9 protein-coding genes and 1 tRNA gene are annotated in these 13,793 nt (G+C 34.8%); 4 read left to right on the forward strand and 6 right to left on the reverse strand.

The window, feature by feature from the left end:
* Positions 1 to 35: 35 nt before the first annotated feature.
* Positions 36 to 710, reverse strand: coding sequence for an SCO family protein (locus A9D35_RS11655; protein ID WP_066226037.1), 675 nt, complete (start codon positions 708 to 710; stop codon positions 36 to 38).
* Positions 711 to 877: 167 nt separating this feature from the next.
* Here A9D35_RS11655 and rseP point away from each other — a divergent pair, with 167 nt between their 5' ends.
* Together rseP and A9D35_RS11665 are read left to right on the forward strand one after the other, a co-directional pair.
* Positions 878 to 2,224: an RIP metalloprotease RseP gene (gene rseP / locus A9D35_RS11660; protein WP_066223228.1), complete on the forward strand. Its 1,347-nt coding sequence runs from the start codon at positions 878 to 880 to the stop codon at positions 2,222 to 2,224.
* 77 nt (positions 2,225 to 2,301) lie between these two features.
* A tRNA-Asn gene (locus A9D35_RS11665) sits at positions 2,302 to 2,375 on the forward strand.
* 104 nt (positions 2,376 to 2,479) lie between these two features.
* Here A9D35_RS11665 and A9D35_RS11670 read toward each other — a convergent pair.
* The 3 genes from A9D35_RS11670 to A9D35_RS11680 form a co-directional block, all read right to left on the reverse strand.
* Positions 2,480 to 3,400 (reverse strand): ISAon1 family transposase, encoded by a 921-nt coding sequence (locus A9D35_RS11670; RefSeq protein WP_218017731.1) that lies wholly within the window; start codon positions 3,398 to 3,400, stop codon positions 2,480 to 2,482.
* A 58-nt stretch (positions 3,401 to 3,458) separates the two neighbouring features.
* The gene (locus A9D35_RS11675; protein ID WP_066220852.1) at positions 3,459 to 3,812 is read right to left on the reverse strand and encodes an ISAon1 family transposase N-terminal region protein; all 354 of its coding nucleotides are present in this window, start codon (positions 3,810 to 3,812) and stop codon (positions 3,459 to 3,461) included.
* Positions 3,813 to 4,004: 192 nt separating this feature from the next.
* Entirely contained in the window at positions 4,005 to 5,093 is a 1,089-nt protein-coding gene (locus A9D35_RS11680) for a Fic family protein (RefSeq protein WP_066223229.1), read from the reverse strand.
* A gap of 419 nt (positions 5,094 to 5,512) precedes the next feature.
* On the opposite strand from A9D35_RS11680, the gene A9D35_RS11685 reads away from it, so the two are divergent.
* Together A9D35_RS11685 and A9D35_RS11690 are read left to right on the forward strand one after the other, a co-directional pair.
* Positions 5,513 to 6,325, forward strand: a complete 813-nt coding sequence (locus tag A9D35_RS11685; protein WP_066223231.1) for an AraC family transcriptional regulator — start codon at positions 5,513 to 5,515, stop codon at positions 6,323 to 6,325.
* Positions 6,326 to 6,406: 81 nt separating this feature from the next.
* Positions 6,407 to 8,893, forward strand: coding sequence for a TonB-dependent receptor (locus A9D35_RS11690; RefSeq protein WP_066223235.1), 2,487 nt, complete (start codon positions 6,407 to 6,409; stop codon positions 8,891 to 8,893).
* Positions 8,894 to 9,094: 201 nt separating this feature from the next.
* Here the strand turns inward: A9D35_RS11690 and A9D35_RS11695 are convergent, their stop codons facing one another.
* Both A9D35_RS11695 and A9D35_RS11700 read right to left on the reverse strand, forming a co-directional pair.
* On the reverse strand, positions 9,095 to 10,498 hold the full coding sequence (locus A9D35_RS11695) for a TolC family protein (RefSeq protein ID WP_235817893.1): 1,404 nt from the start codon (positions 10,496 to 10,498) through the stop codon (positions 9,095 to 9,097).
* Between the two features lie 31 nt (positions 10,499 to 10,529).
* Positions 10,530 to 13,781, reverse strand: coding sequence for an efflux RND transporter permease subunit (locus tag A9D35_RS11700; protein ID WP_066223240.1), 3,252 nt, complete (start codon positions 13,779 to 13,781; stop codon positions 10,530 to 10,532).
* Positions 13,782 to 13,793 lie beyond the last annotated feature (12 nt).

The raw sequence follows: 13,793 nt of genomic DNA on the forward strand, positions 1-13,793 counted from the left end.
TAAAAACTGATGCTAAAAAAATTGTAGCATCAAAACTACTTTTTATACTCTCTTTTTAAGACTTCTATATCTTTTAATAACTGTTTTATGGCTTCAGGGTCTGTACCATCGTAAAATCCGCGAATTTGTTTTTTCTTATCGATTAGCATAAAATTTTCGGTATGTATCATATCGAATTCATCACCATCTCCAACCGTTTTTACGGCTAAATAACTTTTTCTGGCTAAGTCGTAAATTTGTTTTTTATCGCCAGTAACTAAATTCCATTTGTTATCTATCACCCCTTTCTTTAAGGTATATTTTTTTAATTGCGGGACCGAATCTATTTCTGGAGTTACCGTATGCGACAATAGCATAACCTCGTCATCGTTTAAAGTTTCATTCTGAATTTTTACCATATGATCTGTCATGATTGGACAAATAGTTTGGCAGGTTGTAAAAAAGAAATCAGCTACATAAATTTTATCCTTATAATCGTTTTGCGTAATGGTTTTTCCATTTTGATTAATAAGACTGAAATCGGCAATTTTATGATATTTCCTTACATCAAATAAGGTGCTGTCTACTAATTCTTGCTCCACTTGTGCCGGTTGGTAAATTGGTAATGGTTTTTCTACATTTAAAATATTGTAAATAATACTTATAATGATAATTGAAATGATAGCAAATACAATGGCGAAATTTTTGTAGGCTTTAAAAAATGATAACATGCTGCAGTATAAATCTTGAGTTTCGCAAAAATACACGGAAAATTGTGTTTTACTATCCCATTTTTGTAATAAATACATGTTAAAAAAGTAGGACTAGCACGGTTTATATTTTTTTACGACTTTAAAAAATGTATTTTTGCCGGTTAAAATATAACTGTATAAACTACATGGAGTTTCTAATTAAGATTTCTCAATTTCTATTAAGCCTTTCCCTACTTATTGTATTGCACGAACTTGGGCATTTTATTCCTGCAAAACTATTTAAAACACGGGTAGAAAAATTCTATTTATTCTTCGATGTTAAATTTTCTTTGTTTAAAAAGAAAATAGGAGAAACCGTTTACGGTATTGGGTGGTTACCTTTAGGAGGTTACGTGAAAATTGCCGGGATGATTGACGAAAGTATGGATAAGGAGCAAATGGCCTTACCACCACAACCTTGGGAGTTTAGAAGTAAACCCGCTTGGCAACGTTTAATTATTATGCTTGGTGGTGTAACCGTAAACTTTATTTTGGCAGCCGTTATTTATATGGTCATGGCATTTGCTTATGGCGATACAGATGTTGATGCGCATAGCCTTAAAGGAGGTTATTGGATAGAAAACAAGTTGCTACAAGATATTGGGTTTAAAACAGGAGATGATATTATTGCGGTTAATGGTACTAAAATAAATACCTATTCTGAGTTAAGACAATCTATAATTGAAGGAGATAACTATACCATAGTTCGCGATGGTAAAGAACAGAAAATTGAAATGCCCGAAGATTTCTTAGGTCAACTTTCTAGCATGCCAAAAGATGAACACGGATTTTTTGAATTGCGAATTCCGTTCATGGTTGCAGCAGTTTCCGATTCTTCATTGAATAAAGGTGTAGATTTAAAAGAAGGCGATATTTTGAAGGCTATAAATAATAAGCCTGTTCCTTATTTCGATCTTTATAAAGATACCTTATTACCGCTTAAAAATCAGACTGTAGATGTTACTGTACAACGTGGCGATGACACATTTGTTAGAGCACTTCAGGTAGACGAGAATGGTAAGTTGGGCATCTATCCAGGAACAAACCTTAAACGCTTTGCAGATTTAGGATATTTCACCATTATTAACAAAGAGTATACCTTTGGTGAAAGTATTGGAGTAGGAGCTACGAAATTTAAGGATCAAGTCGCATCTTATTGGGGGCAATTAGGAAAGATTTTCAATCCAAGCACTGGAGCGTACAAGGGTGTAGGCGGATTTAAAGCTATTTTTGATATTTTCCCTGCTACATGGAGTTGGCCAGATTTCTGGCAACTTACAGCCTTTTTATCGATTATGTTAGGAGTGCTTAATTTATTACCTATTCCTGCTTTAGATGGAGGACATGTTATGTTCTTACTATATGAAATTATCTCTGGACGTAAGCCAAGCGATAAATTTTTAGAGAATGCACAGATGGTTGGGTTCTTCTTGCTTATAGCATTAGTGCTGTTTGCCAATGGAAACGACATCTTTAAAGCCCTGTTTAAATAAAAAATAAAAAAAAAGTTTAAAAAAGTTTGGAGTGTTTCATCTAAAGATATATATTTGCACTCGCAAAAGCAAAACACTCCTCCTTAGCTCAGTTGGTTAGAGCATCTGACTGTTAATCAGAGGGTCCTTGGTTCGAGCCCAAGAGGGGGAGCAAGCTAGCAGAAAGCCTTTCAGAAATGAGAGGCTTTTTTTATGCTTTATCCTTTGCTATTACTGGGATTGTGGATCAAGTCTAAAAGTTGTGGGATTTATATATTACGCATAAATAGATGCTAGTCTAAATAAGAAAAAATCTATATTTCTGACACCTCTAAATTGTGCTCTAAAAGCTTTTATTTTAGCATTGAAAGATTCAGCCGATGCGTTTGTACTTCTGTTATCGAAATAATTTAGTATATTTTTGTAATGAATAGACATGGTTCTTGCTATTGTATTAAAGCTTTTAAACTCCGCTTTTCTTACTTTTTCATCCCATTTCGCTAGTCTAATTAATGCAGATGTTTTATCTTTTGAATTATTAAATATCCATGATAAGTTCTGACATAGATTATATGCCTTTTCTAAATCTGGATATCTCTGAAATAGAACTTCCGCTCTTTGAGATTGATTTTTAGTCCATTTTGAACTTGATTTGTATAGTAAATATCTGCTTCTAGCGAGTAACTGTTTGAGTGTATCTCCATTTTTAAGGAGTTCAGGGGTAAACTTCAGGGATTTACTTCTTGCTTTTTCTATAGCATCGTTTTCTAGGTCTATAGCATCCCATCTATGCTTAATTCTAATCTCTTGTAATGCATCTAGTGCTAATTTTTGAACATGGAAACGATCTATAACCAATGTCGCATTGGGGAATGATTTCTTAACTATCAGTCCCATATTTCCAGCCATATCTAAAGTTACTTCCTTAACCTTACTTCTTTGTTTTAGAGGGATTTTGCGTAGTATATTAATAACCGTTTCAGCTTTGGTTCCTTTTACCATTGCTATTATAGCTCCTGTCTTTCCTTTTGCGGATTTATTTGTTATTATGGTATATAAATCACCATTGGAGAAAGCTGTTTCGTCCAATGAAAGGTAACCCCCGATGTTTTGAGGAAATAACATCCAATTTCTTGCATGCGACTTTTGATCCCAAGATTTAAAGTCACTTAAATAATCTTTATATTGTCTTTGCATACTTCTAGGGTTTACTCCATAGAATTTAGCGACCAGAGTTGTGCAAGAAGCATTATTACTAATAGAGTTCTTTTAAAAAAGCAGCAAATTCACTAGTCATTCTAGTGCCTTTTGCTACTAATTTCCAATCCCTTGTAACCACTTTATTAGTGTCTTGATTAATCCATCTTCGTCTAGTGATATGTAAGAAAACATTCTTACCTCTTATGGGGAAATCCTGAATACTAGCTTCTGGAAAAAAACCTTTAGAGTGTAGTTTTTCATCTTTATGATCCAATGGTGCATTGTTTAGTTCTGTGAAATAAAAATGAATTTCTTCAGCTTTAACCTCATGCTTAGTTAAGTCAAAATAGGTTACTAAAACTTCTGGAAGTAATAAATTAGCAATTGATAATAGAGTGTCTGAGGACATGTATTTCTTTTATTCAAAGGTCTTCCAATTTTTTGTACTCCACAACTTTTTGTGTTGAGCCGGGATTGTCCTGTGTTTAAAGCGAAGTTGGAAATTCTACTAAAACGACAACTTGTCAAGTTTATTGGTGAAATTAGGTATCCCTACAGGTATTCCATTTTACCTTCTGGGTATCCCATTTTCATCTGAATTCTAAATGCTTGTGTTAAATGAGTAATTTCTTTTAGTTAATGTGTTAAATAATTTTTGGTTAATATAGTAGTTGCTTTTTCCTATTTTAACTTTGGTTAATAAACCATGGTTTGTAAGTGCATTCAAATAGCTACTAGCAGTATTTCTATGAACGCCTAACTCCCTTTGAAGAAAATCTATTTTTGTGTAGGGATGCTTGAATAAGATGTTTATTAGATCATGACTATAAAAACTAAATTCAGACCGAATTTCCTTTTTATAGTCATCCATTAGAATTTTTATTTTATTTACCACTTTAATGGTTTCAAGTGCTGTTATTTCAATGCCTTTTAACATCCATATAATCCATTCCTCCCAAGAGTTTTTAGTTCTTACTTCCTGTAATAACCTATAATAATCATTCTTATTTCTAATGATATAACTACTTAAGTATAAAACAGGAATATCTAATAATTTTTGTTGTACCAAATACAACATATTTATAATCCTTCCTGTTCTCCCATTACCATCATAAAAAGGGTGAATGCTTTCAAACTGGTAATGTATAATGGGCATCTTTATTAAGCCATCTATATCATGAAATTCTGGGCTATTTATATAAATTTCTAAATTCTCTAATAAGGATTTTATTTCGTTATAATTTTGAGGTGGAGTAAATATTACTTCATCAGTTCTTGGGTTTTTCAAAACAGTGCCAGGAACTTTTCTTAGTGGGTGATTAGGAGCTATTTTTTTTTGAATTTTAATAATATCATTGGTAGTTAGAATTCCTTTTTCATTAATTATATTATAACCTAGTTTGAGAGCATCCGCATAATTTTTAGCCTCTTTAGCGGCTATAGAAGTGACTTTTTCATCAACAGCAGCTTGATACAGTTCATCATCTGTAGTTACTATATTTTCTACTTCATTACTGTCTTTAGCTTCTTGAAGAGAAAGTGTATCTATCAATATTTGAGAATTTGGAATTTTCTTGACTTCGCCTTTAAGTTCTCCTAGAGCTCTACTAGCTTTAGTTAAGACTTTTAAAATAGCTATAGATTCACAATCTATCTTAGGAGGCAAGGGGTTTATAGTTATCTCTGACATCTTTTTAATCTTATGCACAATTCTGTGTGTTATATTGTTTATGTTTCACTAACATGCACAGTAAATTACGAATTTTTGTGCATGAAATAGATAATGTGCACAAATTTTTTTGTTTTTTTATTTATAACCGTGTTATTGAAGGAGGTATTAGTAATGCTACTAAAACGACAACTTGCCAAGTTTTTTTGTGAAAAAAGGGAGAAAAAAAGGTACCCAAAAATCTAAAAAAGATACCCACTTTTTAATCTGAATTGTATACCAATTGTTTAACTCAAATAATCAATTGAAAATGAGACAAGAAACCATACTCATTTATTCTATTGCTGTTAAAAGCAAATAATTGGCCGGATTTTGTATCTAAAATTAATATGTTTACGGAAGTGAAAAGTTTTAAATTCTAAAGGTTGAAGTTGCATGAAATGAAATCAGATCGAATTCATATTAAAAATAAAATTGGCGAGGTTTCTACTTTAAAAATAGAACCTTTCGATACGACGAAGCGCTATTCTAAACCGCATAAGCACAATAAATATATTGAGATAGTGTATTTGTCTGAAGGTTCTGGAACGCATACTATAGACTCTAAAGTATATACCATTCAGCCCCCAGTATTTTATTTTGTAAAAAGAGGAGAAGTGCACCATTGGGCAATAGACAGTATGCCTAAAGGATTTGTAATTATTTTTAAAGATGCCTTTATCGAGGAAACTTCAGACAAGCAAATCAATAATTTACTAATTCAGATAACAAAGTTAAATCATTTAAAAGTCGATGAGCCATTTGTTATAGAGCAACTTTTTGAATTATTATGTTTAGAGCAAAAAACGACAAAAAATAAAGATGTCACAGAGGGTTTACTAAAGGCTTTGTTTACTAAAATTGTAGTGGGGTGCAAACTATTTAAATCTGAACTTCCGAAAAACAAGGTCGATGAATTAGTGCTACTTTTAAACAACAAACCACAGAACAGCGTATCGTTTTACGCCGAGCAATTACACATTTCTCCCCAACATTTAAACAGCCTGTGTCAATCGCAATTACAAAAATCAGCTTCAGAGGTCATAGCCATTTATGTAAATAAGGAGGCTAAACGTTTATTGTTATACACTAATTTAAACATCACCGAAATAGCACATCAACTTCAATTTAACGATGTGTCTCACTTTGTAAAATACTTCAAAAAAAGTAATCAAATTACACCGTTAAACTATAGAAAAATAGGCTTGCAGTAAACACCATAACTTTTTCATATATACCGTAGGGTAGATCATTTATATTTTACATTTGAAATGTATTAATTATAAGTTTTTTTAATGAAATTGAAATGTTTTGAACTCTTGTGCTTTGCTGTATTTTTTACACCAGCTCTTTCGGCTCAAATAATTGGAAATGTAGTCGATTCTAAAGATAAAGTTGGTATCGACTTTGCAACTGTAGCCTTGTATCAATTGCCAGATAGTACTTTGGTGTCTGGAACTGTAAGTAGTGAATTGGGTAAGTTTTCCTTAAAAAATATAAAACGTGGTACCTATTATTTAGAAGCGTCATTTGTCGGTTATCAGCATACTAAAACCGAATCTTTCGTAATCTCTAAGTCTGGCGAATTAAAAAATTTAGGGCAGGTATTAATCGATCCAAGTGCAGAAATGCTTAACGAAGTGGTTGTAGCAGGAACTACAAATGCTGTCATGAATAAAGCCGATAGACAGGTGTTTGCAGCTAAGAATTTTCAAAATGCCATTGGCGGAACAGGAGTAGATGTTTTAAGTAATGTCCCATCTATAGTCGTAAATGGAGAAGGCGAAATTGCCTTAAGAGGAAGTGTAAACTTTGTGTTGCTTTTAAACGGAAAGCCTATCCAGAGCAATGCTACTCAAATTTTAATGAATCTGCCAGCCAATGCAATAGAGCGGGTAGAGGTCATTACAGCACCTTCGGCTAAATACGACCCAGAGGGTAAAGCCGGAATTATTAACGTGGTTACCAAAAAAGGAGCTTTAAACGGAGCCTTTACACAAGTTAATGTCAAGTTAGGCGCACCAAGTATAGAGCACTACAATAACGACGAATACGCACAGCGCTATGGGGCCGATGTAACTTATAATTTAAGACAAGATAAGTGGAATTTTTCTTTGGGAGGAAGTTATCAGCGTAACGATATCGCTGGAAGGCGAGAAGGCGATGTGTATACCATTATAAACGATACCTTAACACGATTCCCCTCAGATGGAGAACGTAGTTTCGATGAAATTAATTATTCAGGTCGATTTACTGTCGATTTTTTTCCAGATGAACAGAACAACTACTCCTTGGGAGTGTATGCGGGTAAACAATCTAAAGATAGACGTGCCACCATTTTGTATTACGATAATCACGCCATCACACCTGCCGATGGCGACGATATAACAGACCGCATCTATACGTTTCAGTATTTAAACGATAATTTACGAATACGAAGAAGTGATTTTTTTGTTGCAAGTTTCGATTACGATCATACTTTTAAAAATAAATCAAATCTATCTACTTCTATTTTATATGAATATACTATGTTGGGCGGACCAACAACGAACGAAAATTTGAGTTGGCCAGATACTTCCGAAATTCTTCAAGAAGAGTATAATACAAACGACAATCCGTTAAATGGAATTCGAGCACAAGTCGATTACGAAATGAAACCTTTAGATTTCGGAACGCTGGCTATGGGGTATCAATTTCGGAACTTAGATCATAAAGGTGATTTTGTTTACGAACGAAAAAATTTAGATACCGGCGAATTTGAATTGGTGCCAGAATTTTCGAGCACAGTAGATTTAAAACGACAAATAAATTCGGGATATGTGCAACTGGATCATACCTCAGATAAATTAGACTATAGTGTTGGTGTGCGTTTAGAAAGTATGGATCGGGAATTGTATTTACAAGATAAAGTTGGCGTTGTAGACACCACATACTATTACGATTATATCAAATTATTTCCGTCGGCTTCTGTGCAATATAAATTAAATGAGAATTTAAAACTGAAAGCGGCCTATAGCAAGCGTGTAGAGCGTACAACATCGTTTAAGATGAACCCATTTCCAGAACGTGAACATTCTGAAACCTTAGAGCAAGGCGATCCAACGTTAAAACCAGAATTTATAGATTTGGTTGAGGTTGGAATAGTAAAGGATTTTGAACAAGGAAATTCTATATATGCAACGGGGTATTATCGTTATGTAAAGAATTTGGTAAACCGCGTAAATACTGTGTATAACGATACTATTTTAAACCGAATTTATTCGAATGTGGGTACAGGAACCTCCTTTGGAATAGAATTAGGATCTGAAGTAAAATTCTCTAAAAAGTGGCGAAATGTGTTAGGTGCAAATTTATATGGATATACTATTGATGGGGAGTACGACGGTAATACAATTGATACGAGTAGTTTTGTATACGCTTTAAATGCAAACTCAACCTATACATTTAATCCTACAACATCTTTGCAATTTACGTTTAATTATTTATCGAAACGCGTTACAGCTCAAGGTGAAGATTCTGCCTTTTACTCTCCTAATTTAGCCTTTAAAAAAACGTTTTTAGATAATAAATTAGTGGCTACTTTGCAATGGCAAAATATAGATTTAGGTTTGTTGTATACCAACGAACAGCGCATAACTACCGAAGTTCCCGGGTCGTTTTATACCACCACTAATTATGTTTATGAGGTAGATATGGTATTTTTAAATCTTACCTATTCTTTTAACAACAGGAAAAACGAATCAAAATTCATAGAAAGTGAATTTGGAAAACGTGAATTTTAATACACTCACAAAATAAATAAAAGCGGCTGTCTAAAAAGTATTAGAACCCGTCATTCTGAGTTTATTTCAGAATCTCATCACATAGATAATTAAATATGTGAGAATCTGAATTATCGTGCCCGTCGTAAGACAGGAGTTCAGGTTGACGAAAACTAAACGTTTTAGAAGCCGCTTTCAAGTTAAAGCTATCCTACTAGGGGACTAATTCCAACCGCCTCCAAGCGCTTGATACATATTTATTCTAGCTAACATTTGCTCTTTTTTAGTTTCTACCAATTCAATTCTAGAATCTAAAGCTTCACGTTGTGTAAGCAAAACTTCAATATATTCTGCTCTAGCCGATTGAAAGAGACGCATAGAAATATCTATAGACTCGGTAAGTTTATTTACTTGATCTTGTTTTAAATTGTAACTCGATTTTAAATTATCGATATTAGACAGTTCGTTGGCTACTTCAATATAGGCGCTTAAAATTGTTTTTTCATACTCGAACACGGCTTGCAACTGTTTGTCGGTTGCGTTGTAATATTCCGCTTTAATGGCATTTTTATTAATTAAAGGTCCAATAGCATCTCCAACCAATCCGTATAAAAGGGATTCTGGCGTGGTAAATAGATATTTTAAGTCGAATGCTTCTAAACCAACTCCAGCATGAATACCAATAGATGGATAAAAGTTAGCACGAGCTACTTTTACATCTAATTTTGCGGCTGCTAATTCGTATTCGGCCTGACGAATGTCTGGACGATTTTGAAGTAATTGCGATGGAATTCCGGTGTAAATAGTATCGATTTCTTTTTCAATGAAATGCTCAGAATCTCTGGCAATATGTTTTGGTTTAGAACCAATTAAGAAATTGATTTCATTTTCGGTTTCTACAATTTGTTGCTGCACCTCGAATTTATGACTCTGGTTTTTTAGCATTTCGGCTTCAAATCTTCGAACGGCTAATTCGGTAACTCGTGCTGCTTGCTTTTGTAATCTAACCATTTTAAGAGCTTGCTGCTGAATGTCTAAATTCTGATCGATAATTTCCATCTGATTGTCTAAAGCAACTAATTCGTAATAGGCATCAGCAATTTCCGAAACCAAATGAGTCACCATAAAATGCTTCCCTTCAACACTCGATAAATACTCAAAAACAGCAGCTTTTTTAGAGTTTCGTAATTTTTTCCAAATATCGAGTTCCCAAGTGGCCGAAAGTCCTACCCCAAAATTTGGTAAAGGTTCAGGAAATTCTTTGCCGTCTTTTATATCTAAGTTGTGTTCTACAGCACCATTTCTAGTGTACTCTCCAACTTTTTCAACTTCTGCACCACCATACATACTAACAAAAGGTAAATATTCTCCCTTTCTGGCTTTTATCTCGTTTTGAGACATGTCTACTTGTTGCAAAATAATATTCAGCTCTTGATTATTAACCAAAGCCGAATCAATTAAGGTTTGCAAGTAAGGGTCCGAGAAAAATTCTTTCCACTGTAACTGCGCCGTGTTTATAGTATCGGTAGTTTGTGTTTTAAAAGCCTCTGGAACGGTGGTATTTGCTTCTCTTACATCTTTTGTTGGTGCACAAGAATAGCATACCATGGCCGTAATTACGACCATAATGCCCAGTTTTTTGTGCGTTATTATGTTCCTAACTATCTTGTTCATCTTCATTTTTTTTGGTTAATTTTTTTAGAAGTTTTGTTATTTTCTGAAGTTTAGCTTCGGTTCTATTTTCACTTTCAGAGGTACGCATAAGCTCTTCAGAAATCGGTTCAAAATGTTCGTCTTTAATTAAACTTCTACCATCGGCCATGTTACCAAAAATGTAATAGAGTCCTGGGATAACTAAAACTCCAAAAATGGTTCCTATTAACATGCCTCCAAGTGCCGAACCACCAATAGTTTTATTTCCAATAGCACCGGCACCATTGGCGATAACTAAAGGAATTAATCCAGCAATAAATGCAAAAGAGGTCATTAAAATTGGTCTGAAACGGGCCTTAGAACCTTCAATAGCTGCTTCTAAAATACTTGCGCCCTGATTGCGTTTCTGCACCGCAAACTCTACAATTAAAACGGCATTTTTACCGAGTAGTCCCACCAGCATGATAACTCCAATTTGAGCGTAAACATCGTTAGATAATCCCATGAGTTTTAATAGGGCAAACGAGCCGAATACCCCAACAGGAAGCGAAAGTATTACCGCAAAAGGCAATAAGAAACTTTCGTATTGGGCAGCTAAAACGAAATACACAAAGATTAATACCACTGCAAAGATTAATATAGATTCGCTTCCGCGATTGGCTTCGTCGTAAGACAAACCTTCCCATGCAATATCGTAGCCTCTTGGTAAGGATACCTCGGCTACTTCTTTTATGGCTTGTATAGCATCACCAGTAGTATAACCAGGGGCAGGAAGCCCTTTAATAGCTGCCGAGTTGTATAAGTTATATCGTGTAATTTCGTTAGGACCTAAATGTTTTTCTAAAGACATAAATGCAGAATAGGGTACCATTTCGCCTTCTTCATTTTTAACGTAAAGTTTGTCTAAATCTGTAGGAAGCGCTCTATATTCTGGTGCCGCTTGTGTGTAGACCTTAAAGAAACGACCAAATCTAATAAACCCTTGTTCGTAGGTACTACCTATTAAAATGTTTAGGTTTTCCATAGCCTTACCAATGCTAACACCTTTTTGCATGGCAATCTTATTATTTATTTTTATTTCGTACTGCGGATAGTTGGCAGAGAAAAAAGTAAATAAACCAGAGAGTTCTTTACGTTTGGATAGGTTCTCCATAAATTCGTTATTGATTTTCTCGAAACCTTGATAATCGGTTGAATTTGTTTTGTCTAATAGACGTAAAGAAAATCCTCCAGAAGATCCAAAACCAGGTACTGCAGGTGGTTCAAAATATTCAATTACAGCTCCTAAATCTTTGGTTTCTTCTTCTAACTCTTCCATGATTTCATGCACAGAATGTTCACGCTCGCCCCAAGATTTAAGGTTGATTAAACAGGTTCCTGCATTAGACCCACGCCCTTCGGTCATGATTTCGTAACCAGCTAAAGAGGATACAGATTCTACGCCTTCTGTTTCTTCGCAAATTTTTTGAAGTTTTCTAGCCACTTCATTGGTGCGCTCTAGTGTAGCTCCTGGAGGGGTTTGTATGATAGCGTAAATCATACCTTGGTCTTCATTCGGAATAAATCCTGCTGGTAGTGTTTTATTGGTTATAAATATACCTACACAGAAGGCGATTAATATACCAAAAGTGATCACTCTACGGTTTACAATTACATTTAATACACTAACATATTTACCTGTAAGCTTTTCAAATCCTCTGTTAAACCAATCGATAAATTTGTCTATAAATGATTTTTTTCGTGCTTTACCATGGTTGTTTTTTAACATCATGGCACAAAGCACAGGTGTTAAAGTAAGTGCAACTATGGCCGAAATTACTATGGCACCAGCCATGGTAATAGAGAATTGTCGGTAGAAAACTCCCACAGGTCCGGTCATAAACGAAATAGGAATAAATACAGATACCATAACCAATGTAATTGCGATAATGGCACCACCAATTTCGCCTAAAACAGCATGCGATGCTTTGTAAGGAGAGAGATGTTCTTCTTCCATTTTAACATGCACAGCTTCAACGACGACAATGGCATTATCAACCACAATACCTATGGCTAAAACCAAGGCAAATAGCGTAATCATATTGATGGATAATCCGAAAATTTGCATCACAAAAAAGGTTCCAACCAAAGACACCGGCACGGCAATAATTGGAATTAAGGTAGAGCGCCAATCGCCTAAAAACAGGAATACTACTATGGCCACTAAGATAAAGGCATCGCGCAGTGTGTGTAATACTTGTTCTATAGAAGCGTCTAGGAAGTTTGAAACATCGTAACTAATTTTATAATGAATTCCAGGAGGGAGTTCTTCTTTTAGTTCTTTTAATTTTTCTTTAACGGCATCAATCACATCACTACCATTACTACCAAGTGTTTGTTTTAATACGATAGAAGCAGAAGGTTTTCCATCTAAATTAGAATAGATATCAAAAAACTCACTTCCAAGCTCAACATCGGCGACATCTTTTAAATGTATAGACTCACCTTCGCTAGTCGATTTTAAGATAATATCTTTGTATTGCTCGGGTTCGTTATACCTGTTTTGGTAGGTTAACACATATTCTAAAGATTGTGCTGTTTTTCCGGAGCTTTGCCCCAAACGTCCTGGCCTAGCAATAATACTTTGCTCGTCCATAGCTTCTAAAATTTCTTCGGCAGAAATATTATAAGCTCGCATACGGTCTGGTTTTAACCACACACGCATAGCATACTTTCTACTACCTAAAATTTGAGCACTTGCAATACCGTTAATACGTTGTATTTCGGGAATAATTTTGGTATACGCATAGTTGTATAAAAACTTTTCGTCGTTCTTCTTTTGGTCGCCAAATAAGTTTACATACATAAGCATACTAGGCTGAACGGGTGTAATAACAACACCTTCACGTTGTACCAATTCTGGGAGTAAAGGCATTACTTGATCGACTCTGGTTTTTACCATAACAACCGCCTGATTGGGGTCGGTTCCAGGTTCAAAAATTACACGAAGCGTTCCTTCTCCAGCACTAGTGGCATCAGAAGCAATATAGCGCATTCCTTGCACCCCGTTAATGGCGGTTTCTATAGGAATAAGGGTCGAGTTCACTAATACATCTGCACTTGCTCCTGGATACGCGATAAATACGTTAACCGTTGTTGGTGCAATTTGCGGGAATTGTGAAATGGGTAATTGCTTAATGGCAAGCATACCCGTAAATACGATTATTACCGATATGACTATGGCCAATACCGGTCTTTTTATAAATTTACTAAACATCTGTTTTTAAGA

Source organism: Formosa haliotis (assembly GCF_001685485.1).
GTDB classification, from domain to species: Bacteria; Bacteroidota; Bacteroidia; order Flavobacteriales; family Flavobacteriaceae; genus Formosa; species Formosa haliotis.

Excerpts from the sequence above, each read along its gene's own strand:
- A9D35_RS11670 (WP_218017731.1), bottom strand. The coding sequence starts at position 3,400 with ATGCAAAGACAATATAAAGATTATTTAAGTGACTTTAAATCTTGGGAT.
- A9D35_RS11680 (WP_066223229.1), bottom strand. The coding sequence starts at position 5,093 with ATGTCAGAGATAACTATAAACCCCTTGCCTCCTAAGATAGATTGTGAA.
- A9D35_RS11655 (WP_066226037.1), bottom strand. The coding sequence starts at position 710 with ATGTTATCATTTTTTAAAGCCTACAAAAATTTCGCCATTGTATTTGCT.
- A9D35_RS11675 (WP_066220852.1), bottom strand. The coding sequence starts at position 3,812 with ATGTCCTCAGACACTCTATTATCAATTGCTAATTTATTACTTCCAGAA.
- A9D35_RS11695 (WP_235817893.1), bottom strand. The coding sequence starts at position 10,498 with ATGGTCGTAATTACGGCCATGGTATGCTATTCTTGTGCACCAACAAAA.
- A9D35_RS11685 (WP_066223231.1), top strand. The coding sequence starts at position 5,513 with ATGAAATCAGATCGAATTCATATTAAAAATAAAATTGGCGAGGTTTCT.
- A9D35_RS11690 (WP_066223235.1), top strand. The coding sequence starts at position 6,407 with ATGAAATTGAAATGTTTTGAACTCTTGTGCTTTGCTGTATTTTTTACA.
- A9D35_RS11700 (WP_066223240.1), bottom strand. The coding sequence starts at position 13,781 with ATGTTTAGTAAATTTATAAAAAGACCGGTATTGGCCATAGTCATATCG.
- rseP (WP_066223228.1), top strand. The coding sequence starts at position 878 with ATGGAGTTTCTAATTAAGATTTCTCAATTTCTATTAAGCCTTTCCCTA.